The organism is uncultured Cellulomonas sp., assembly GCF_947494015.1.
In the GTDB taxonomy this organism is placed as follows: Bacteria; Actinomycetota; Actinomycetes; order Actinomycetales; family Cellulomonadaceae; genus Pengzhenrongella.
This window is the reverse complement of record NZ_CANLTL010000006.1, coordinates 160,226-182,538: the sequence shown is the minus strand read 5'-3', so window position 1 is coordinate 182,538 and position 22,313 is coordinate 160,226. Positions and strand designations below refer to the sequence as shown.

The window sequence follows — 22,313 nt, the reverse complement described above, 5'->3', positions numbered from 1 at the left end:
TATCACCCCGAGGGGGCTGGCGCCGGGACGCCACGCCGCGGGAGGATCCCCCATCGGCGGACGCCTCGCGGCATCCCCATCGTGCCACCCGGGTCACGGCCAGGTCGCGAAGATCACACAGGCTGTGGACAAGTGTGTGGATCACGGGGCCCGTGCGAGACTCACGGCCGGAATGCGACCAGCTGCAGTGAGGATGACCGTGTCAGGACAGGACGAGAGCATCGCCCATGTCTGGGACCGCGCCCTCGCGCAGATCGAGGACAGCCCCGACGTCACACCGCGTCAGCTCGCGTTCGTCAAGCTCGCCAAGCCGCTCGGGCTGCTCGACGGCACCGTGCTGCTCGCGGTCCGCAACGACCTGACCAAGGACTACCTCGAGTCGCGGGTCCGCTCCGAGGTGAACGCGGCCCTGAGTCACGCCCTGGGCCGCGAGGCGCGGTTCGCCATCACGGTGGACCCGGACCTGGAGACCGGCGTGGCGGACCCGGTGCCGCTGCGACCACCGGTGTCGACCAACGGCACCACCGAGACCTCGCGCGTGCTGGACGACGACGACTTCGGTGACGAGCCCCTCCAGCCGGCGTACACCGGTCAGCGCACGCACGGCGGCAAGCCGATCGCCGTCGAGCCTGCGCGGCTGAACCCCAAGTACCTGTTCGAGACCTTCGTCATCGGCTCGTCCAACCGGTTCGCCCACGCCGCCGCGGTGGCAGTCGCCGAGGCCCCCGCGAAGGCCTACAACCCGCTGTTCATCTACGGCGACTCGGGTCTGGGCAAGACGCACCTGCTGCACGCCATCGGCCACTACGCCCACAACCTGTACCCCGGCGTGCGCGTGCGCTACGTGAACTCCGAGGAGTTCACCAACGACTTCATCAACTCCATCCGCGACGACAAGGCCGGCGCGTTCCAGCGCCGCTACCGCGAGGTCGACGTGCTCCTGGTCGACGACATCCAGTTCCTGCAGGGCAAGGAACAGACGATGGAGGAGTTCTTCCACACCTTCAACACACTGCACAACGCGAACAAGCAGGTCGTGATCACGTCCGACCTGCCGCCCAAGCAGCTCAACGGCTTCGAGGACCGCATGCGGTCGCGCTTCGAGTGGGGCCTGATCACCGACGTGCAGCCCCCGGACCTCGAGACCCGCATCGCGATCCTGCGCAAGAAGGCCGGCAGCGAGCGCCTGCAGGCGCCCGACGACGTGCTGGAGTACATCGCGTCGAAGATCTCGACCAACATCCGCGAGCTCGAGGGCGCGCTCATCCGGGTCACGGCGTTCGCGAACCTCAACCGCCAGCAGGTCGACAAGGCCCTGGCCGAGATCGTCCTGAAGGACCTCATCACGGACGAGAACGCCGAGGAGATCACCGCCTCCGCGGTGATCGGCCAGACGGCGGCCTACTTCGGTCTCACGATCGACGACCTGTGCGGCTCGTCCCGGTCGCGCGTGCTCGTGACCGCCCGCCAGATCGCGATGTACCTGTGCCGCGAGCTCACCGACATGTCCCTGCCGAAGATCGGTCAGGCGTTCGGCGGGCGCGACCACACCACCGTCATGCACGCGAACCGCAAGATCCGCGAGCAGATGGCCGAGCGGCGCTCGACCTACAACCAGGTCACCGAGCTCACCAGCCGGATCAAGCAGCAGCACCGCGGCTGAGCCGTCGCCGCCCGCCCGCCCAGCGGCGCTCCACGCCCGCGCACCGGGTGCGACCGGGTCACACCCGGTCCCATCCACCTGTCCTCGTCGCGTCTGTTCACACCTGTGCACATCTCTGTGGACGGCGGTGGACAGCCCGCACAGCGCATGTGGACGCGGAATGACACAACCGTGGACGCCGGGTGACGCCCGGACGACCGTCCACGACAGGTCGCGGTCGTCCCCGGACGCGTCCCCGACGGCGTCCACACCGCCGTCAGCCGCCTGACCTGCACCGGGACGCGTCGTCCACACGGTGCACAGAGGCGATGACAACGATGACCTTGTCATCTTCATCCCGATCCACAACGCCTTCATGGGGATGACGGGCCGGCCGCCGGCACGCGAGCGGACCGTCGGCGGGGCGCTCACCGCACCCCTCCCGGACGAGCCCGGACCGACGTCGGACCCGGTACCGGCCGCCACCGGTCCTCGCGTAGTGTTCGGGCGAATCACCAACGCGCCGCGACGTCGTCGTGCGTGCAGACGGATGGGGAGTGGCATGAAGTTCCGGGTGGAGCGCGACGTCCTGGCCGAGGCCGTCACCTGGACCGCGCGCTCGCTGCCGACCCGGCCGCCCGTGCCCGTGCTCGCTGGGGTGCGGATCGAGGCCGACGCCGCCGGGCTGCTGCACCTGTCCAGCTTCGACTACGAGGTGTCCGCCCGGTCCGAGGTTGCCGCCGAGGTGAGCGAGCCCGGCACGGTGCTGGTCTCCGGGCGTCTGCTCGCGGAGATCTCCCGGTCGCTGCCCGGCAAGCCGGTGGACGTCGTGCTGGACGGCACCAAGGTCACGGTGACCTGCGGCGCGAGCCGCTTCACCCTGCTGACGATGCCGGTCGAGGACTACCCCGCGCTGCCGGTGATGCCGCCGGTCTCCGGGACGATCGACGGCGATGCGCTGACCCAGGCGGTCGCGCAGGTCACGGTCGCCGCGAGCCGGGACGACACGCTGCCCCTGCTCACCGGCGTGCGGGTGGAGATCGAGGGCGAGCGGATCACCATGCTCGCGACCGACCGCTACCGGCTGGCCCTGCGTGAGCTCACCTGGACGCCGTCGTCGCCGGACATGTCGGCGGTCGCGCTGGTGCGGGCGCGGACGCTGTCGGACGCCGCCAAGTCGCTCGGCGGCTCCCCGCAGGTGAACGTGGCGCTGGCCACCGGCACCGGCGTTGACCTCATCGGCTTCGAGGCCGGCGGCCGGCACACCACCTCGCTGCTCGTCGAGGGCGACTACCCCGCGGTGCGCCGGCTCTTCCCCGACGAGACGCCGATCCACGCGGTGGTGTCCCGGCCGCAGCTGATCGACGCCGCCAAGCGCGTCGCGCTGGTCGCCGAGCGCAACACCCCGATCCGGCTGTCGTTCAGCGAGGGTCAGGTCGTCCTCGACGCGGGCCAGGGCGACGACGCGCAGGCGTCCGAGGCGCTCGAGGCGGCGCTCGTCGGGGAGGACATCTCGGTCGCGTTCAACCCCCAGTTCCTGCTGGACGGGCTCGGCGCCCTGACCACCGACTTCGTCCGACTCTCCTTCACGCACCCCAACAAGCCGGTGGAGTTCACCGGGCAGACCTCGCTCGACGGTGATGACATTCAGGAGTACCGGTACCTGTTGGTGCCGATCCGGTTCGCGAGCTGACGGAGGGTTTTCCCCATGCACATCGGCCTGGTGGGTCTCGGCAAGATGGGCGCGAACATGCGCGACCGCCTGCGCAAGGGCGGGATCGAGGTGACCGGCTACGACCGCAACCCCGAGGTGAGCGACGTCGACTCCCTCGAGGCCATGGTCGCCGCACTGCCGGCGGAGCAGCGGATCGTCTGGGTAATGGTCCCGGCCGGCGCCATCACGCGCGGCGTCGTCGACGACCTCGCCGAGCTGCTCGGTGAGGGCGACATCCTCATCGAGGGCGGCAACTCGTTCTACAAGGACGACCTGGTGCAGGCCGAGGTGCTCGGCGCGCGCGGCATCCACTACCTCGACGTCGGCGTCTCCGGCGGCGTGTGGGGGCTGCTCAACGGCTACGGGCTGATGGCCGGCGGTGCGGCCGAGGACATCGCGGCGGCCATGCCGGTGTTCGACGTGCTGCGCCCCGAGGGTCCGCGCGAGGAGGGGTTCGTGCACGCCGGCAGCGTGGGTGCCGGGCACTACGCGAAGATGGTGCACAACGGCATCGAGTACGGCCTCATGCAGGCGTACGCCGAGGGCTACGAGCTGCTCCAGACCCAGGACATCGTCACCGACGTGCCCGGCACCCTCAAGGCCTGGACCCGCGGCACCGTCGTGCGGTCGTGGCTGCTCGAGCTGCTGGTCAAGGCGCTCGAGGCGGACCCCAAGCTGGGCAGCATCGACGACTTCGTCGAGGACTCGGGCGAGGGACGGTGGACGGTCGACGCGGCGATCGACGCGGCGGTCCCGCTGCCGGTCATCTCGGCTGCGCTGTTCGCCCGGTTCTCCTCGCGCCAGGAGCCGTCCCCCGCGATGCAGGCCGTCGCCGCGCTGCGCCAGCAGTTCGGCGGTCACGCGGTGCGCACCTCCGGCGTGCAGGCGCCGCCGTCCGGCACGGGTGACGCCCAGCCGCCCGTCGCCGGCTGAGCGCACGCGTCCGCCGTCCCCGGAGCTGGCGTGTACGTCTCGCACCTGTCGTTGACCGACTTCCGGTCCTACCAGGGCGTCGACCTCGAGCTGGAACCGGGGATCACGGCCCTGGTCGGCCCCAACGGCCAGGGCAAGACGAACCTCGTCGAGGCGATCGGCTACGTCGCGACCCTCGCCAGCCACCGGGTGCCGACGGATGCGGCGCTCGTCCGGGCCGGTGCGCCGCGGGCGGTCGTGCGGGCGCGCGTGGTGCGCGCCGACCGTCCCACCCTGGTCGAGATCGAGGTCACCGCCGGCAAGGCGAACCGGGCCCGGATCAACCGGTCCCCGGTCCCGCGAGCCCGGGACGTGCTGGGCATCCTGCGGACCGTGCTCTTCGCGCCCGAGGACCTCGCCCTGGTCAAGGGCGACCCCGACGGCCGCCGGCGCTTCCTCGACGAGCTGTCCCTGCTGGTCACCCCGCGGATGGCGTCCGTGGTGGCCGACTACGAGCGGGTGCTGCGCCAGCGCAGCGCGCTGCTGAAGTCCGCCGGCGCGGCGGTCCGGGGCTCGCGGGGGTCGGCCGACCTGCGCACGCTCGACGTGTGGGACGCCAAGCTGGCCCAGACCGGCGCCCAGATCATCGCCGCGCGGCTGGCCCTGGTCGGCGAGCTGCAGCCGCGGGTCGCCGCGGCGTACGAGCAGGTCAGCTCGGGCCAGGGCGAGGCGCGGATCACCTACCGGTCGTCCTTGGAGGCGGCCCTCGGCGCGGACGACGCGCACGACCAGCCCGCGGGGACGCCGCCGGCCTCGGACCGCCCGGACGCGGCGGCGCTGGAGGCGGGGCTCATGGAGGCGATGGGCCGGCTGCGGCCGAAGGAGGTCGAGCGGGGGGTGTGCCTGGTGGGCCCGCACCGCGACGACCTGGTGCTGACGCTGGGCGGTCTGCCGGCGAAGGGGTACGCGAGCCACGGGGAGTCGTGGTCCATCGCGCTGGCGCTGCGGCTGGCGTCCTACCGGCTGCTGACCGAGCCGGACGGTCCGGACTGGGTGTCGGACTGGGGCGAGGACGGCGAGCCGGTCCTCATCCTGGACGACGTCTTCGCCGAGCTCGACGTCCGGCGCCGTGACCGGCTCGCGACGCTGGTGGCCGATGCCCGGCAGGTGCTGGTGACCGCCGCGGTCGCGGGGGACGTCCCCGAGCAGCTCGCGGGGCGCCGCGTCGACGTCATGGACGGCCGGGTCGCGCGTGCCGTCTGACCGGCTCCCGCCCCGTGAGCCGCCCCACCTCGAGCGGCCCGACGTCGAGCGGTCCGACGTCGAGCCGCCGCCGGGCGGGGGTGCCGACACCCGGCCGGCCGGCGAGGACGTGCGCCCCGTGGGTCAGCGGGTCGACCTCACGCCGCCCGCCGAGGTGGCTCGTGCGGCGCTCAACCGGGCCAAGGCTGCGGCGGCCGCGCGCGGTATCCGCCCTGGTCAGGAGGCCAGACGGCGCACGCCGCTCGACCCACCACGCGGGGCGCCGGGCAAGGACGGCCGCGACCCGCGCCTCGTCGCGGACACCCTGGCCGCGTTGGTCCGCGACCGCGGCTGGACCGAGGACGTGTCGGTCGGGGGCGTCGTCGGCCGCTGGCGGGACGTGGTCGGGGACCAGGTCGCCGACCACTGCGAGCCCGAGACGTTCGAGGACGGCGTCCTGACGGTCCGCACCGACTCCACCAGCTGGGCGTCGAACCTGCGGCTGCTCGTCCCGCAGCTGCTGCGCCGCCTGGCCGACGACGTCGGCGAGGACGTGGTCCGCGAGGTGCGTGTCCTGGGGCCCAGCGGGCCGGGGTTCAAACGAGGTCCGCGGTCGGTGCCGGGGCGTGGTCCGCGGGACACCTGGGGGTGACGCCCCCGGATCGGGGGGCTGACCCCTGTCGCCAGGTAGACTGTGGAGGTCATTCCTGGCGCGTCTGCGCCCGGAAATCCAGCGCCCCGGACTGATCCGCCCTCCCGGCATGGTCCGCGCGCGTGCACGACGCAAGGAGTACCACCCGACGTGGCCGAGCAAACCCTGCCCACCGGTGTTCCCGAGACGACGTCGGCGGGCGGTTACGACGCCAGCAACATCACCGTCCTCGAGGGCCTCGAAGCGGTCCGCAAGCGTCCTGGGATGTACATCGGCTCCACCGGTGAGCGAGGCCTGCACCACCTGGTGTACGAGGTCGTCGACAACTCGGTGGACGAGGCCCTGGCCGGGTACTGCGACACCATCGACGTGACGCTGCTCGCCGACGGCGGCGTCCGCGTCGTCGACAACGGCCGCGGCATCCCGGTCGACATCGTCAAGAGCGAGGGCAAGCCCGCGGTCGAGGTCGTGCTCACCGTGCTGCACGCCGGCGGCAAGTTCGGTGGCGGCGGCTACTCCGTCTCGGGCGGCCTGCACGGCGTCGGCGTCTCCGTGGTGAACGCTCTGTCGGAGCGGCTCGCGGTCGAGGTGCGCCTCGGCGGACGGGTGTACCAGCAGGACTACCGCAACGGCGTCCCGCAGGCACCGCTCGCCGAGGTCGGGACCACCGACGTGACCGGCACGACGGTGACGTTCTGGGCCAGCCCGGAGACGTTCGAGACGACCGTCTACGACTTCGAGACGCTGCGGTCGCGCTTCCAGCAGATGGCGTTCCTCAACAAGGGGCTGCGGATCTCGCTGACCGACGAGCGACCCGAGCACGCCGGCACCGAGGACGAGGTCGCGGGTGGGGACACCGACGCGACCCCGGCGATCACGGACGACCCCGCACCGACGCGCCGCCGCGTCAGCTACAAGTACGACGGCGGCCTCGTGGACTACGTCAAGCACCTGAACTCGGCCAAGAAGGTCGAGGTGGTGCACCCGGAGATCATCGACTTCGAGTCCGAGGACGCCGAGCGGCGCATCTCGGTGGAGATCGCGCTGCAGTGGACCAACGCCTACTCGGAGTCGGTGCACACCTACGCGAACAACATCAGCACGACCGAGGGTGGGACCCACGAGGAGGGCTTCCGTGCCGCGATGACGTCGCTCGTCAACCGGTACGCGAAGGAGAAGAACATCCTCAAGGAGAAGGACGACAACCTCACCGGTGACGACATCCGCGAGGGGCTGACCGCGGTCGTCTCCATCAAGCTCGGCGAGCCGCAGTTCGAGGGCCAGACGAAGACCAAGCTGGGCAACACGGAGGCCAAGGCCTTCGTGCAGAAGGTGGTGCACGACCAGCTCGGCGACTGGCTGGAGTCCCACCCGAGCGAGGCCCGAGACGTCATCCGCAAGTCCATGCAGGCCGCAGCCGCGCGGATGGCGGCGCGCAAGGCGCGCGAGGCGACCCGGCGCAAGGGCCTGCTGGAGTCCGGCGGCATGCCGGGCAAGCTGCGCGACTGCCAGTCGAACAAGCCCGACGAGTGCGAGGTCTTCATCGTCGAGGGCGACTCGGCCGGTGGCTCCGCCGTGCGTGGCCGCAACCCGCGCACGCAGGCGATCCTGCCGATCCGCGGCAAGATCCTGAACGTCGAGCGCGCCCGGCTGGACAAGGCGCTCGGCAACGCCGAGGTCCAGGCGCTGATCACCGCGTTCGGCACCGGGATCGGGGAGGACTTCGACCTCACCAAGCTGCGCTACCACAAGATCGTGCTGATGGCCGATGCCGACGTCGACGGCCAGCACATCTGCACGCTGCTGCTGACGCTGCTGTTCCGCTACATGCGCCCGCTGATCGAGAACGGGCACGTCTTCCTCGCCCAGCCGCCGCTGTACCGCATCAAGTGGTCCAACTCCGAGCACGACTACGTGTACTCCGACCGCGAGCGGGACGCGGTGGTCGCCGCCGGGCAGGCCGCCGGCAAGCGGATCCCGAAGGACAACGGCATCCAGCGCTACAAGGGCCTCGGCGAGATGGACTACTCCGAGCTCTGGGACACGACGATGGATCCCGACCACCGCACGCTGCTGCAGGTGAATCTGGACGAGGCGGCCGCCGCCGACGAGATCTTCGCGGTGCTCATGGGCGAGGACGTGGAGTCCCGCCGGTCGTTCATCCAGCGCAACGCCAAGGACGTGAGGTTCCTCGACATCTGACCCGGGCCGGCCCGAGGGCCGGCGCCAGCAGGACGTTCGCAGGGACCGGCGGCGAGGCCGCACGCATGAGACGAGGTAGACGGTGACGGAAGAGAACCCCCCCATCGACGGGCCGGGCGGAGCGGGACCCTCGGGCGGTCAGGGTCAAGCCGACGGCGCGTTCCACGACGTGCTCGCGCACGGGCGCATCGACCAGGTGGACCTGCAGCTGGAGATGCAGCGGTCGTACCTCGACTACGCGATGAGCGTCATCGTCGGGCGCGCGCTGCCGGACGTGCGGGACGGGCTCAAGCCGGTGCACCGCCGCGTCCTGTACGCGATGTACGACGGCGGCTACCGGCCCGACCGCGCGTTCTCCAAGTGCTCGCGCGTGGTCGGCGACGTCATGGGCAAGTTCCACCCGCACGGTGACACCTCGATCTACGACGCGCTGGTGCGCCTCGTGCAGGACTGGTCCCTGCGGTACCCGCTGGTCGCCGGGCAGGGCAACTTCGGCTCGCCGGGCAACGACCCGGCCGCCGCGCCGCGGTACACCGAGTGCCGGATGGCCCCGATCGCCATGGAGATGGTCCGGGACATCGACCAGGAGACCGTCGACTTCCGCGACAACTACGACGGCCGCACCCAGGAGCCGGCCGTCCTGCCCTCGCGGTTCCCGAACCTGCTGGTCAACGGCAGCGCCGGCATCGCGGTCGGCATGGCGACGAACATCCCGCCGCACAACCTGCGCGAGATCGCCGAGGGCGTGCGGTGGCACCTGGACCACCCGGACGCCAGCAAGGAGGAGCTGCTCGACGCGCTCCTGGAGCGGATCAAGGGCCCGGACTTCCCGACCGGTGCGCAGATCCTCGGCCACCGCGGCATCGAGGACGCCTACCGGACCGGCCGTGGCTCGATCACCATGCGCGCGGTGGTCAACGTCGAGGAGATCCAGAACCGGATCTGCCTGGTCATCACCGAGCTGCCGTTCCAGGTCAACCCGGACAACCTCGCCCAGAAGATCGCGGACCTCGTCAAGGAGGGCCGCATGCAGGGCATCGCGGACATCCGCGACGAGACGTCGGGCCGCACCGGCCAGCGCCTGGTCATCGTGCTCAAGCGCGACGCCGTCGCCAAGGTGGTGCTCAACAACCTCTACAAGCACACCCAGCTGCAGGAGAACTTCTCCGCCAACATGCTGGCGCTCGTCGACGACGTCCCGCGCACGCTGAGCATCGACGCGTTCGTCCGGCACTGGGTCACCCACCAGCTCGACGTCATCGTGCGCCGCACGCGCTACCGGCTGCGCGAGGCCGAGGAGCGCGCGCACATCCAGCGCGGGTACCTCAAGGCGCTCGACGCGCTGGACGAGGTCATCGCGCTCATCCGTCGCACACCGACGGTCGAGGAGGCGCGCGACGGCCTGATGGCGCTGCTCGACGTCGACGAGATCCAGGCCACCGCGATCCTCAACCTGCAGCTGCGCCGGCTCGCCGCCCTCGAGCGGCAGCGGATCCTGGAGCTGTTCGAGGAGCTCGAGCGGCAGATCGCCGACCTCAAGGACATCCTCAGCGACGAGCGTCGCCAGCGGACCATCGTCGGTGACGAGCTCGGCGAGATGGTCGCCAAGTACGGCGACGACCGGCGCACCACGATCCTGCCCTTCGACGGCGAGGTCTCCATCGAGGACCTCATCGCGGAAGAGGAGGTGGTGGTCACCATCACCCGCGGCGGGTACGCGAAGCGCACCCGCACCGACGCCTACCGGGCGCAGCGGCGGGGCGGCAAGGGCGTGCGCGGCGCCCAGCTGCGCGAGGACGACATCGTCGACCACTTCTTCGTCACGACCACCCACCACTGGCTGCTGTTCTTCACCAACCTCGGCCGGGTGTACCGGGCCAAGGCGTACGAGCTGCCGGAGGGCGGGCGGGACGCCAAGGGCCAGCACGTGGCGAACCTCATGGCGTTCCAGCCCGGTGAGCGGATCGCGCAGGTGCTCGACCTGCGCGACTACGAGCAGGCGGAGTACCTGGTGCTGGCGACCCGGCGCGGCCTGGTCAAGAAGACCCGGCTGACGGAGTACGACTCCAACCGGTCCGGCGGGGTGATCGCGATCAACCTGCGCGAGGACTCGGGCGGCGCGACAGACGAGCTCGTCTCCGCGCGCCTGGTCGACGCGACGCACGACCTCATCCTGGTCTCGCGCAAGGGCCAGTCCATCCGCTTCACCGCGAGCGACGAGGCGATGCGCCCGCTGGGCCGCGCCACGTCCGGCGTCACCGGGATGAAGTTCCGCGCCGACGACGAGCTGCTCGCGATGGACGTGGTGCGCCCCGGTGCGCAGCTGTTCGTGGTGACCGAGGGCGGCTTCGCCAAGCGGACCGACGTGGACGAGTACCGCGTGCAGGGTCGCGGCGGCCTCGGGATCAAGGTGGCGAACCTGGTCGAGGCGCGCGGTGACCTGGTCGGTGCGCTGATCACCGACGAGGACGACGAGGTGCTCGTCATCATGGAGCGCGGCAAGATCGTGCGCTCCGCGGTGGCGGAGGTGACCGCCACCGGGCGGAACACGCAGGGCGTGACGTTCGCCAAGCCGGACCGGGGTGACCGCATCATCGCGGTGGCACGCAACATCGAACGGGCCGTCGAGGACAGCGCTACGGTGGACGGCGAGCTTCACGCCGAGCCGGCCGGCGAGACGCTGGGCGACGACGTCCCGCAGGTAGTGACGGACGAGACCACCGTGGTGAGCGAGGGCGACGACGAATGAGCACCGACCAGCCGACTCCGCCGTCGATCCCCCCGCGCAAGCGGCCGGCGCCGCAGACCGGGATCCCCGCGACGGCGAACGTGTCGGGTGCGACGACGTCACCGGCCACGACGTCACCGACCACGACGACCGCGGCCGCCGGGACGTCGAGCCCCCGCTCGTCGAGCACGGGATCGTCCAGCACGGGTCAGTCCGGCTCGGGTCCGTCCAGCAGCGGTCCCTCGCCCGCCGCCTCGCGCATCACGTCGTCAGGCCCCTCGCCGACCGCGGAGCGCACACCCCCCACCCGGACCGCGGAGCCCGTCGCCGACGAGGACGCCCCCACCGCGGCCGCTCAGGCCAGGGCGCGCGCCGCCGCTGCCGGCGGCGCGGCGGCGGGCGCCATGCGCCGCGCCTTCCGCAGCGCGACCACCGCGGTCACCGGGGTCGCCCCCGGCTCCGGTGATCCGACCACGACCCGGGGCGACGGCCCGCGAGGCACGGACCGCGAGGTGGACCCCGCCATGACCGCCGACACCGCGACCCGTCCGGCCACCCCGCGGCCCGCCGCACGTCCCACCCCGGCGCCCGCCGGCGAGGCCGGGCCGCGCCGCGTGCGGCTGTCGCTGTCGCGGGTGGACCCGTGGTCGGTGATGAAGCTGTCGTTCCTGCTCTCGTTCGCCATCGGCATCATGATCGTGGTCGCGGCTGCCGTGGTCTGGCTCGTGCTCGACAGCCTGGCGGTGTTCACCACGATCAACGACATGATCACCGAGGTCGTGGGTGAGGAGTCCCCGATCGACCTGCTCGCGGTGGTGGAGTTCCCCCGGGTGGTGTCCGGTGCCGCCGTGGTCGCCATCGTCGACGTCGTCCTGCTCACCGCGCTGTCCACGATCGGCGCCTTCCTCTACAACATCACCGCCGCGCTGGTCGGCGGGGTCAACGTCACGCTGACCGACGACTGACGGCGCCGGTGGCGCCGGATTGGGACCTGTGGCCACGCTGCGGTAGTCTCGTCCGGCGCCCGGGGTGACCGGGTGTCGAGTGCGGGCCTATAGCTCAGGCGGTTAGAGCGCTTCCCTGATAAGGAAGAGGTCACAGGTTCAAGTCCTGTTAGGCCCACTCCAGTGCGGACGAGCCCGGGGGACCGATGAAGAAGCTGCTGCTCCTCCTGCTCGTGACCGCCGCCGGGTACGGCATCTGGCGGCGCGTCGAGGAGGACCGCCAGGACCGCGACCTCTGGGCCGAGATCACCGACACGGTCGACTAGCACCCGACCCACAGCCGACCAGCACAGCAGCACCGACGCCGCCCGCGGCGTCACCCGGGGCCATGGCGCAATTGGTAGCGCACCTGCTTTGCAAGCAGGGGGTTAGGGGTTCGAGTCCCCTTGGCTCCACCACCGGGTCGCCGACCTCCGCCACCTGCGGGGGCGACCATGTCACCGGGTCCGTCCGCGGATCCCACCGCCGACGGGATGACGCGGATGTCGATCGAGACCATGGAGTTCGGACCGCTGGTCGTGGGCTTCACCGACGGCGTGCTGCGACCGCGTCCGTGGACGGTGCTGCAGGCCTCCTGGGCGGCCGAGCTGTCGGCCGGGCTGCCGCCGGGGCGCATCCTCGAGCTGTGCGCGGGGGCGGGCCACATCGGGCAGGCGGCGTCGTCCCTGACCGGGCGCGCACTCGTGCAGGTCGACGTGGATCCCCATGCCTGCGGCGTCGCGCGCCGGAACGCCGGCCGGAACGGTCTCGCGGCACGCGTGGACGTGCGGTGCGGCGACCTCGAGGTCGCCGTCGGCGGCGACGACCGGTTCGCCATGGTCCTGGCGGACCCGCCGTACCTGCCCCGCGACGAGGTCGGGGACTTCCCCGAGGACCCGGTCGGCGCCATCGACGGTGGTGCGGACGGGCTCGACCTGCTGCGACGGTGCCTCGTCGTCGCCGGCGCCCACGTGGCCGACGGCGGCGCGGTGCTGCTGCAGACCCGTGGCCGCGACCAGGTCCACGGCCTCCTCGCGGACCTCGACGCCGCCGGGCTGAGGCTGGTGGACGTGCGGGCTCACGACGGTCGCCGCGCGGTCGCCCTGCTGCGTCCGCTGGTCCGGCGCGCTCCCGACGCCGCGGACCGTGCCCGCTCGGCGGACGAGGACTGAGACCCCGGTACGACGAAGGGCCCCGACCGTTCGGTCGGGGCCCTTCGCGTTCGTCGGTGGGGCGGTGCCCGTCGTCAGGACTCGGTGGTCTGCCCCGAGCCCCACTGGCCGGCGGAGTTCTTCGCGCCGTCGCTCGGCGGCTCCTCCTCGGTCTCCGACCGCACCGTCTCGGTGGACGCGCTGAGGGTGTCACCGGTGTCCGCGCCGAACTCCGGGGAGACGGTGACCGGCGTGCCCGTCTCGCTCGTGGACGAGTCGGACTCCGAGTCGCCACCCGCACGGCGACGCGAGGCGAGCTTCGTGGCCGCCTCCTTGGCCTCGTTGACCTTCTCGCCGAGCTCCGGCAGGGCCCCGGTGACCCGCTCGGTGGCCTTCTTGGTGGCCTCCCGCGTCCGGGACAGGGCCGCGTCGACGCCTCCCGACGTCGACTGCTGGTCGTTGCTGGAGCCGGGTGCGGCGGTCGCGGGCTCCCACGGGTCCGCCCACGGGTCGGTCGCCGCGCGGCTGCGTCGCCAGGCGGCGAGACCGGCCCCGGCGGCGGTGAGCAGCGTGAGCACCCAGAACACCCTGCGACCGCGGTGCTTGGGGCGGGCGGCTGCCGCCGCGGCTGCGGCTGCGGCTGCGGCCGCCTCGCGGGCCTTCGCAGCACCGGTGGCGCGGTCAGCCGCGTCGTTGACGAGGGCGACCACCCGCGGCAGGAACTCGTCCACGATCTTCTCGTGCGCGAGGTCGATGGCCGGCGACGCCTTGCCCGCGGCCTTCTCGACCTGCGGTGCGGCCGCGCGCACGCTCTCGCGCCACGCGGACTCCAGCCGCGGCGTCGCCCAGGCGACGGCCGACTCCACGTGCGGGGTCCCCCAGGTGCGGGCCTGGTCGGCGGCGGTGCGCGCGTGGCTGGCCGCCTCGTTCGCGGCGGCTCGAGCGGCGACTGCGGCCGCCCGGGCCTGCTCGGTCAGCTGGGCCGCGGAGAGCCCGGCCAGCCCGGTGGCCCCGGCGAGGGCGGCGCCGGCCTTGACGGCGTGCGACTTCAGGCTCGCGGCCTCGGCGGCCCCGACCGCGGCGGCCGAGGCCTCCTCGGCAGCGGCCGCGGCCGCGGCTGCCTCGGCAGCCTCCTTGACCGCGGACGAGCTGGCAGAACGACGGATGATGCGATGCATGTCCACTCCCTGGTTCGACGGCAGTGCAGTCGTGGGTGCCCACTCTGCCACCCAGCGCCGTGCCGTGCCGCTGGTCCCGCGGGTCGGGGCCGGGCCGGTGCGGGGCGTCCCCGGGTCGCCCTGGCGGGCCGGGAGCCGCTGGTCGGGTCGCCGTCGGGCAGGAGGTCCGGAGCGCCCCGTGGGAGACTGACGCCATGATCGCGACACTTCACACCTCCGCCGGCGACATCCGTCTCGAGCTCTTCCCGAACCACGCGCCGAAGACGGTCGCCAACTTCACCGGGCTCGCCACGGGCTCGAAGACCTGGACCGATCCGCGCACCGGCGCCGAGCGCAACGAGCCGCTGTACGACGGCGTGCTCTTCCACCGCGTCATCGACGGCTTCATGATCCAGACCGGTGACCCGCTGGGCACCGGCACGGGCGGCCCCGGCTACACCTTCGACGACGAGATCCACCCCGAGCTGGGCTTCACCGAGCCGTATTTGCTCGCGATGGCGAACGCCGGACAGCGCCGTGACCCGGTCACCGGCAAGCCCGGTGGCACCAACGGCTCCCAGTTCTTCATCTCCGTGGCACCCACGACGTGGCTGACCGGCAAGCACACGATCTTCGGCCGGGTCGCCGACGAGTCCAGCCGGGCCGTGGTCGACCAGATCGCGACCGCCCAGACGCGTCCCGGTGACCGTCCCGTCGAGGACATCACCATCACGTCGGTGACGATCGACGACTGACCCGCCCTCCGCGCGCCGCCGCCTCCGCCACCCATGACCGCTCCCCTGCCTGACGGCACCACGCCCGCCGACAGCCCCCCGGTCTGCCCCCGACACCCCGACCGGGTGTCGTACGTGCGGTGCCAGCGGTGCGGGCGGCCGGCCTGCCCCGAGTGCCAGCGGCCGGCCGCCGTCGGTGTCCAGTGCGTCGACTGCGTCCGGGAGGCCGCCCGCTCCGCCCCGGTGACCCGCAGCGCGCTGGGTGGCCGCGTACGCGACGGGCGCCCGGTGGTGACGCTGACGATCGTCGCGCTGTGCGTGGTCAGCTACGTGCTGCAGCGGGTGGACCCGTCGTGGACCGCACGGTGGATCTTCGCGCCGTACCTGGGGCTCGCCGAGCCGTGGCGCTTCGTGACCGCGGCGTTCCTGCACTCCCCGAGCTCGCTCCTGCACATCGCGTTCAACATGTACGCCCTGTGGATCGTCGGGCCCTACCTCGAGGCGACCCTGGGCCGGGCCAGGTTCGTCGCGCTGTACCTGCTGGCGGCGATCGGGGGTCAGGTCGGCGTCACGCTGCTCGCCGCCCCCGTGCCGGACGGCGGGTGGGTGACCGGGGTCGTCGGGGCGTCCGGTGCGGTGTTCGGCCTCTTCGGTGCCGTGCTGGTCGTGCTACGCCGGCTCGGCGGTGATGCCCGGCAGATCCTGGTGTTCCTCGCGATCAACGCCGTGCTCGGCTTCGTGCTGCCCGGCATCGCGTGGCAGGCGCACTTGGGCGGGCTGCTCACCGGGCTCGCGCTCGGCGCCGCCTTCGCGCACGCCCCGCGTGAGCGCCGCGCGGTGTGGGGCGTCGCCGCGACCGTCGGTGTGGCGGTGCTGCTCGTGGTGCTCACCGTCGCCAAGTACGCCTCGGTCTAGGCGCAGAGGCCTGGCCGGGGCCGTCGTCCCCAGGGTTGCTCACAGGTGTGGAATTACACCCGTGTGGTTATCCACAGCACCGTCCACGGGTGTGCATGGGCACGCCCAGTCGCCGGGGCGGCTGCGCGCGTCGACGACCGGCGCGGCACGGAGCCGGCCGACGCGCCGGGCCGGGCCGGGCCGGCCTCCCCAGCAGTCAGCGTGGCCACCGCGGGGTCATCACACGCTTGACACCGATCGGGGCATCGACCTACGGTTCCGGCGTACATCGTTGTACAGCCGAGGCGCCACAGGCGCCGGCCCGACAGTGCCGTCGAATGCCGTCGAACCCTGGGAGACCCCATGCCCCGCCCATCCCTGCCCGGTCGAGGTCTGGCCAGCCTGGCCGTCCTCGCCCTCGGGCTCACCCTCACGGGCAGCCCCGCCATGGCGGACACCGACCCGCTCCCCGTCGAGCCGGGTCAGCTCGCGCTGACCGGCGATCTCAGCGTCCACGACCCGACGATGGTCTACGACCCCACGTCGGGGCTCTACGTCGTGGCGTCGACGCACAACTCGATCCGCACGGCCCCGACCATGAACGGCCCGTGGACCGACGTCGGGAGCGTCGCGCGCGCGGACTGGACCACCAGCGTGCCGAACTCCACGACCCTGTGGGCGCCCGACCTGGAGCGCATCGGCGACACGTTCTACTACTACTACTCGCAGTCGAGCTTCGGGTCGCTGAACTCGGCGATCGGCGTGAAGACGACCACGACACCGGCCGACCCCAGCAGCTACGTCGACCTCGGCCGCCCGGTGGTGGGGTCCGGGATCCTCGGTCCGGACGACCCCGCCCTCGAGATCAACGCGATCGACCCCGAGCTCGTCCAGGACGCCGACGGCACGTGGTGGATGGCCTGGGGCTCGTTCCGGGACGGCATCGCCATCCAGCAGCTGGGTCCGGACCTGGTGAGCCTGGTCGGCGAGCCGACGCTGCTGGCGTCGCGGCTCGCCGACGACAACCCGATCGAGGGCGCCTCCGTCTTCCACCGCGACGGCTACTACTACCTCATCGCGAGCTGGGACCGGTGCTGCGCCGGGGCCGCGTCGACCTACAAGGTGGTGGTGGGCCGCTCCACGAGCGTCACCGGCCCCTACGTCGACCAGAACGGCGTCCGGATGGACGAAGGCGGCGGGACCGTCATCCTCGACACCCGTGAGTCCGGGCCCGGAGTGACCCCCGCCGGCCTCTACCGGGCCCCCGGTCATCCCGACGTCTACACCGAGGACGGCGTCGACTACCTCGTGTACCACGCCTACCTGCCGGCCAACACGCTCGGGATCCGGCCGATGGAGTGGCGGGACGGCTGGCCGTCGTTCACCGAGTCGGGTGAGGGCAGCTACGACCTGACCGACGGCAGCTACGTCCGCCTGCGGAGCGAGGCCAAGAGCTTCACACCGCCCGAGATCGAGCGGGTCGCCGGTCCCACGCCCGCCTTCGGCGGCGCGGTGCAGCTCAACGGAGGCAGCCCCGTCGCGTACGTCGACATGCCCGACGGCATCGTGAGCGAGATCGACGGCGACTTCACCATCTCGATGTGGGTCAAGCGCGGCACCACGCGCGGCAACGACTGGGCCCGGCTGTTCGACTTCGGCGACAGCACCGACAACTTCATGTTCCTGACGCCGGCCTCGGCGGCGACGCCGCGAGGGCTGCGCCTGGACATCGCCACCCCGACCCAGGGCGGCGCCACGGTCCCCGGCACGGGTGACAGCGTCCAGATCCCGACCGAGTGGACCCACGTCGCGGTGTCCGCGTCCGGGTCGACCGCCACCCTGTGGGTCGACGGCCGGCCCGTCGCCACGAACCCCGACGTCACCCTGCGCCCGGCCGACCTGGGGTTCACCCAGAACAACTGGATCGGCCGCTCGCAGTTCAGCGCCGACCCGGGGCTGGACGCGGCGGTGGACGACTTCAACATCTTCAGCCGGGCGCTGACCCCCACCGAGATGCTGGCGCTGACGACCGCCCCCGGCGGCGGGAGCGAGATCGGCGGCGGCGACGTCGCCTGGTACCGGTTCGACGAGGCGCAGGGCGGCACCCAGGTCACCGACTCCTCGCCCGCGGGCAACACCGCCACCGCCGTGGTGCCGGTGACCAGCGAGGACGAGCTGCAGAACCCGGTGCCGGGCGACCAGTGCCTGACCGCGGGGGCGGACGGCGTCGTGCAGACGACCTGCGTCGACGGCGAGGACTCCCAGACGTGGCGGCTGGACCACGCCGACGGTGGCCTGTACCGCCTGGTCGGCCAGGCGGCCGGGGGCGAGCAGTGCCTGGCGCTGGCCGACGACTCCGGTGACGTCGGCACCGCGGTGACGCTCGCGCCGTGCGGGTCCGACGTGCTCGCGGTGTGGTCGATCGAGGACACGGGCCACGGCTTCCTGCGGCTGTCCAACCCGGCGACGGACCTCGCCGTCGAGATCGCCAACGAGGACGGCGTGATCGGCAGCGACGTGGTGGGCGCCGTCCGCGCGATCCGTCCGATCGCCAACATGGACCCGCCCCAGCAGTGGCTGCTCGAGCACGTCGCGGCACCGGACCCGGTGGCGCCGCAGTTCGTCGACGTCCAGCCGGGCCACGTCTTCTACGACGACATCCGCTGGCTGGCGCAGACCGGCCTGAGCAACGGCACCGTGGTCGGCGGTCAGGTGTTCTACCACCCGACCACGGCCATGTCCCGGCAGGCGATGGCGGCCTTCATGTACCGGTACGCCGGGACGGACTGGACGCCGGAGCCGGGCACCCCGTCGTTCACCGACGTGGGCCCGGACCACCCCTTCTACGTCGAGATCGAGTGGATGAAGGCGCAGGGGCTCGCGGACGGCTACGAGGACGGGAGCTTCGGCGCGACCCGACCGGTGTCGCGCCAGGCGATGGCGGCGTTCCTGCACCGTGCCGCCGGGGAGCCCGCCGCCGACGGCGCACCGACGTTCACCGACGTGGGTCCGGGCCACCCGTTCGCCACGGCGATCGCGTGGCTCCAGGGCGCCGGGGTGTCCGAGGGCTACCGGGACGGCACCTTCGCGCCGGAGCGCTCGATCAGCCGGCAGGCGATGGCGGCGTTCCTGCACCGGTTCGACGCCCTGGACCTCGCCGGCTGAGCCGACGGGGAGGTGACGCGTGACCGGGAGGCGTGAGCCTCCCGGTCACGCGCGCGTCCGGCCTGCGGCAGGCGCGTCCGGCGGACTGCCGTCGCCGCCGGTCGTCGCGGCCGATCGGCGCGCCGAGCGGGGAACACGCGTCGAGGGCGCGGGGTTGAGTCGGTGACGCAGGGGCTGGGCGGGACCGGTGGCGGGCGTCAGTGCCAGCGGGTGGTGAGCGCGAAGCCGGCGATGATCAGGGCGAAGCCGATCGCGAGGTTCCACTGGCCGATCCCGGGGATCGGGTACTCGGCGCCCAGGAGGTAGGTGGCGACGATCCACAGCAGGCCCAGGACCATCAGGCCGAGCATCACGGGGACGAGCCACCGGGGGTTGACCTTGGGACCGTCGGCCTTGGCGGGCGGGGGCACGTACGCGGGCTTCTTCCGCGACCTCGACTCAGGCACGTCGGCTTGCTCCTTGTCCAGCGGGGTCGGGCGTCGTCATCGAGGCGCGCCTCGTCAACTAGCGTAGTGCCGACGACATCCAGGGGGAGCACGTGAAGCATCCGGACCACCGTGCGAGCGCGCACGCCCGGACGCACGCCGTCCGGGGCACGGCGTCGGTCGGCCTCGTGCTGGTGCTGGCGGGCCTGATGTTCACGGCGAACGCCCGCCTGGCCGCCTCCGAGGAGTCCCGCCACCCGCAGGACCTCGGCGAGCTCGCCGCGCAGGAGTCCGAGCGCGTGGAGTCGCTGGCCCAGCAGGTCGACGGGCTGCGCGCGGACGTCGAGCGGCTGACGGACGAGCAGACCCAGACGATCGCCACCGGTGACCCCGAGCACGCCGCGCTCGTCGCGATCGCGGCGGGCCGCACGCCGGTCACCGGTCCGGGTCTGACCGTGCAGCTCACCGATGCGCCGGCAGGCGCGTTGCGTGGGCCCGACACCTCCCCGGACGACCTCGTGGTGCACCAGCAGGACCTGCAGGCCGTCATCAACGCGCTGTGGGCGGGCGGCGCCGAGGCGATGGCCCTCGAGGACCAGCGGGTCACCGCCCTGACGGCGTTCCGCTGCGTCGGCAACGTGCTCTCGCTCGGCGGCCGGGTGTACTCCCCGCCCTACGAGGTGCACGCCGTGGGCGACCCGGACGCGTTGCGCCGGGCGCTCGCCGCCAGCCCGGAGATCCAGACCTACCTCGACTACGTCGCGCGCGACGGCCTCGGCTGGTCGGTGGCCACGCAGGAGTCCCTGACGCTCCCGGCGGCCGAGCTGGGCGGGCTGACCCACGCGACCGTGCCCGACGGCGTCGACGTCTTCCCCGAGGGTGACCGGGCCAGCACCTCCGCGACCGGCACGTCGACGACCGGGACGTCCGCGACCGGCACGTCCACGGCCGGCACGTCCACGACCGACGCGGCCACGACCGACGCGGCCGGGACCGACGGCCACCTCGGGGACGGCGGCAGCCGGTGACCGCCGTCGCGCAACGGTCCCGCGGGGCCACCGTCGCCGCGCCTCGCCGCGGCCGGGGGCGCCGCGTGCTGCTCGGCGTCGTCGGCGTCCTCGGCGAGCTCATGATCACCGCGGGCGTGCTGCTCGGCGGCTTCGTCGTCTGGCAGCTCTGGTGGACGGACGTCGAGGGCGACCGTGCCCAGGCCGAGCTCGTCGAGGAGCTGGACTGGGTCGAGCCGATCGCGCCCGTCGCGGCCGGCCCGGCCGAGCTCGCGGTCGCCGTCCCCGCCGGGGGCGAGCCGCCGGTCCCGGCCGAACCGGGCCACGGGTCCACGTTCGCGACCATGATCGTCCCGCGGTGGGACGGCGAGCCGGAGCGGCCGGTCAGCCAGGGCGTGGACCGCGCCACCGTGCTGGACCCGCTCGGCATCGGGCACTACCCCGGGACGGCGATGCCGGGGGCGGTCGGCAACTTCGCCGTCGCGGCGCACCGCACCACGTACGGCAAGCCCTTCCACCGGATCGCCGAGCTCGTCGTCGGCGACCCCGTCGTCGTGCGCACGGCCGACGCCTGGTACGTCTACCGCGTGACGGACCACGAGATCGTCACGCCGTCGAACGTGGACGTGATCGCGCCGGAGCCGGCCGACCCGACGGCCGACCCGACCCGGCGCCTGATCACACTCACCACGTGCCACCCGATGTTCTCGGCGCGGGAGCGCTACATCGTGCACGGCGAGCTGGACTACTGGGCGCCGGCGTCCGGGCCGGCGCCGGCCGAGCTGACGCAGGCGGACCCGACGGTGCCGGCCCAGGACGGGGGCGCATGATGTACGGATGGCTCTGGCGGCACCTGCCGGGCCCGACGTGGTTCCGGGCGGTCCTCGCTCTCGCCGCGGCGGTGGGCGTCGCGGTCCTGTGCTTCACGACGGTCTACCCGGCGATCGCGCCGCTCATGCCGTTCAACGACACCACCGTGGGGGAAGAGCAGTGACCCGCATCCTGGTCATCGACAACTACGACTCGTTCGTCTACACGATCGTCGGGTACCTGGGGCAGCTGGGGGCCGAGACCGTCGTGGTGCGCAACGACGCGGTGCCGTCGGCCGCCGAGCGTGCCCGGTACGACGGCGTGCTCGTGTCGCCCGGTCCGGGCACCCCGGCCGACGCCGGCGCGAGCATGGACGTCATCCGGGACTGCGCCGAGCAGGGCACGCCGATGCTCGGGGTGTGCCTGGGCCACCAGGCGCTCGGCGAGGTGTTCGGCGGCACGGTCACCCACGCGGCCGAGCTGATGCACGGCAAGACGAGCCTCGTGGAGCACCACGGTGAGGGTGTCCTCGCGGGGCTGCCGACGCCGTTCACGGCGACGCGCTACCACTCGCTCGCCGTGGTCGACGGCACGGTCGACGCCGACCTCGAGATCACCGCGAGCACTGCGAACGGCATCATCATGGGGTTGCAGCACCGCACGCTCCCGCTGCACGGCGTGCAGTTCCACCCCGAGTCGGTCCTCACCGAGGGCGGGCACCGCCTGCTCGCCAACTGGCTGGAGATCTGCGGCGACGAGGGCGCCGTCGACCGGTCGCAGGGCCTGCACCCGCTCGTGCGCGCGTGACGCGCACGCCCGCCTGACGGGGACGTCGCGCCCGGACGTCGGTGCCGGGACCCCCCGCGGGTGCCGGCGGTGGCGTCGCGGCCGACCG

The 22,313-nt window shown here is 72.6% G+C and carries 19 protein-coding genes and 2 tRNA genes; 19 read left to right on the top strand and 2 right to left on the bottom strand.

The window, feature by feature from the left end; genetic code table 11:
- The first annotated feature begins 199 nt into the window (after positions 1 to 199).
- From dnaA to Q0840_RS08920, 12 genes are all read left to right on the top strand, one after another.
- Positions 200 to 1,663 carry a chromosomal replication initiator protein DnaA gene (gene dnaA / locus Q0840_RS08975; RefSeq protein WP_298458933.1) on the top strand — a complete coding sequence of 488 codons (1,464 nt, stop codon included), beginning with the start codon at positions 200 to 202 and terminating at the stop codon, positions 1,661 to 1,663.
- 541 nt (positions 1,664 to 2,204) lie between these two features.
- Entirely contained in the window at positions 2,205 to 3,335 is a 1,131-nt protein-coding gene (gene dnaN, locus Q0840_RS08970; protein WP_298458930.1) for a DNA polymerase III subunit beta, read from the top strand.
- A gap of 15 nt (positions 3,336 to 3,350) precedes the next feature.
- Positions 3,351 to 4,289, top strand: a complete 939-nt coding sequence (gnd, locus tag Q0840_RS08965) for a phosphogluconate dehydrogenase (NAD(+)-dependent, decarboxylating) (protein ID WP_298458927.1) — start codon at positions 3,351 to 3,353, stop codon at positions 4,287 to 4,289.
- Between the two features lie 30 nt (positions 4,290 to 4,319).
- Complete coding sequence (gene recF, locus Q0840_RS08960; RefSeq protein ID WP_298458925.1) at positions 4,320 to 5,531, top strand: DNA replication/repair protein RecF; 1,212 nt, start codon at positions 4,320 to 4,322, stop codon at positions 5,529 to 5,531.
- On the top strand, positions 5,521 to 6,162 hold the full coding sequence (locus tag Q0840_RS08955) for a DUF721 domain-containing protein (protein ID WP_298458922.1): 642 nt from the start codon (positions 5,521 to 5,523) through the stop codon (positions 6,160 to 6,162). The genes recF and Q0840_RS08955 overlap by 11 nt, the downstream gene beginning before the upstream one ends.
- A gap of 150 nt (positions 6,163 to 6,312) precedes the next feature.
- On the top strand, positions 6,313 to 8,364 hold the full coding sequence (gyrB, locus tag Q0840_RS08950; RefSeq protein ID WP_298458920.1) for a DNA topoisomerase (ATP-hydrolyzing) subunit B: 2,052 nt from the start codon (positions 6,313 to 6,315) through the stop codon (positions 8,362 to 8,364).
- A 169-nt stretch (positions 8,365 to 8,533) separates the two neighbouring features.
- A complete protein-coding gene (gene gyrA / locus Q0840_RS08945; protein WP_298459082.1) occupies positions 8,534 to 11,113 on the top strand; it encodes a DNA gyrase subunit A in 2,580 nt (859 codons plus the stop codon).
- Positions 11,110 to 12,057 carry a DUF3566 domain-containing protein gene (locus Q0840_RS08940; RefSeq protein WP_298458917.1) on the top strand — a complete coding sequence of 316 codons (948 nt, stop codon included), beginning with the start codon at positions 11,110 to 11,112 and terminating at the stop codon, positions 12,055 to 12,057. The genes gyrA and Q0840_RS08940 overlap by 4 nt, the downstream gene beginning before the upstream one ends.
- Before the next feature lie 83 nt (positions 12,058 to 12,140).
- Positions 12,141 to 12,214 (top strand) — tRNA-Ile (locus tag Q0840_RS08935).
- Between the two features lie 28 nt (positions 12,215 to 12,242).
- Complete coding sequence (locus tag Q0840_RS08930) at positions 12,243 to 12,362, top strand: DLW-39 family protein (RefSeq protein WP_298458914.1); 120 nt, start codon at positions 12,243 to 12,245, stop codon at positions 12,360 to 12,362.
- Between the two features lie 56 nt (positions 12,363 to 12,418).
- Positions 12,419 to 12,494, top strand: a tRNA-Ala gene (locus Q0840_RS08925).
- An 84-nt stretch (positions 12,495 to 12,578) separates the two neighbouring features.
- Positions 12,579 to 13,247: a methyltransferase gene (locus tag Q0840_RS08920; protein ID WP_298458912.1), complete on the top strand. Its 669-nt coding sequence runs from the start codon at positions 12,579 to 12,581 to the stop codon at positions 13,245 to 13,247.
- Between the two features lie 74 nt (positions 13,248 to 13,321).
- Here the strand turns inward: Q0840_RS08920 and Q0840_RS08915 are convergent, their stop codons facing one another.
- Positions 13,322 to 14,404: a hypothetical protein gene (locus tag Q0840_RS08915; RefSeq protein ID WP_298458911.1), complete on the bottom strand. Its 1,083-nt coding sequence runs from the start codon at positions 14,402 to 14,404 to the stop codon at positions 13,322 to 13,324.
- Positions 14,405 to 14,598: 194 nt separating this feature from the next.
- On the opposite strand from Q0840_RS08915, the gene Q0840_RS08910 reads away from it, so the two are divergent.
- From Q0840_RS08910 to Q0840_RS08900, 3 genes are all read left to right on the top strand, one after another.
- Positions 14,599 to 15,138: a peptidylprolyl isomerase gene (locus tag Q0840_RS08910; RefSeq protein WP_298458910.1), complete on the top strand. Its 540-nt coding sequence runs from the start codon at positions 14,599 to 14,601 to the stop codon at positions 15,136 to 15,138.
- 222 nt (positions 15,139 to 15,360) lie between these two features.
- Positions 15,361 to 16,032: a rhomboid family intramembrane serine protease gene (locus Q0840_RS08905; protein ID WP_367183092.1), complete on the top strand. Its 672-nt coding sequence runs from the start codon at positions 15,361 to 15,363 to the stop codon at positions 16,030 to 16,032.
- 342 nt (positions 16,033 to 16,374) lie between these two features.
- On the top strand, positions 16,375 to 19,176 hold the full coding sequence (locus Q0840_RS08900; protein WP_298458906.1) for a family 43 glycosylhydrolase: 2,802 nt from the start codon (positions 16,375 to 16,377) through the stop codon (positions 19,174 to 19,176).
- A gap of 197 nt (positions 19,177 to 19,373) precedes the next feature.
- On the opposite strand, the gene Q0840_RS08895 is transcribed toward Q0840_RS08900, so the two are convergent.
- Positions 19,374 to 19,622 carry a cell division protein CrgA gene (locus Q0840_RS08895; RefSeq protein WP_298458903.1) on the bottom strand — a complete coding sequence of 83 codons (249 nt, stop codon included), beginning with the start codon at positions 19,620 to 19,622 and terminating at the stop codon, positions 19,374 to 19,376.
- Positions 19,623 to 19,714: 92 nt separating this feature from the next.
- Between Q0840_RS08895 and Q0840_RS08890 the strand changes: the two genes are divergently transcribed.
- From Q0840_RS08890 to Q0840_RS08875, 4 genes are read left to right on the top strand one after another with little or no spacing between them, the layout of a single operon-like run.
- Entirely contained in the window at positions 19,715 to 20,629 is a 915-nt protein-coding gene (locus Q0840_RS08890; RefSeq protein WP_298458900.1) for a DUF881 domain-containing protein, read from the top strand.
- Positions 20,626 to 21,438: a class E sortase gene (locus Q0840_RS08885; RefSeq protein ID WP_298458898.1), complete on the top strand. Its 813-nt coding sequence runs from the start codon at positions 20,626 to 20,628 to the stop codon at positions 21,436 to 21,438. Before Q0840_RS08890 ends, Q0840_RS08885 begins: the two co-directional genes overlap by 4 nt.
- Positions 21,435 to 21,602, top strand: a complete 168-nt coding sequence (locus Q0840_RS08880; protein WP_298459096.1) for a hypothetical protein — start codon at positions 21,435 to 21,437, stop codon at positions 21,600 to 21,602. The genes Q0840_RS08885 and Q0840_RS08880 overlap by 4 nt, the downstream gene beginning before the upstream one ends.
- Positions 21,599 to 22,225: an aminodeoxychorismate/anthranilate synthase component II gene (locus Q0840_RS08875; RefSeq protein ID WP_298458897.1), complete on the top strand. Its 627-nt coding sequence runs from the start codon at positions 21,599 to 21,601 to the stop codon at positions 22,223 to 22,225. Before Q0840_RS08880 ends, Q0840_RS08875 begins: the two co-directional genes overlap by 4 nt.
- Positions 22,226 to 22,313: the final 88 nt, after the last annotated feature.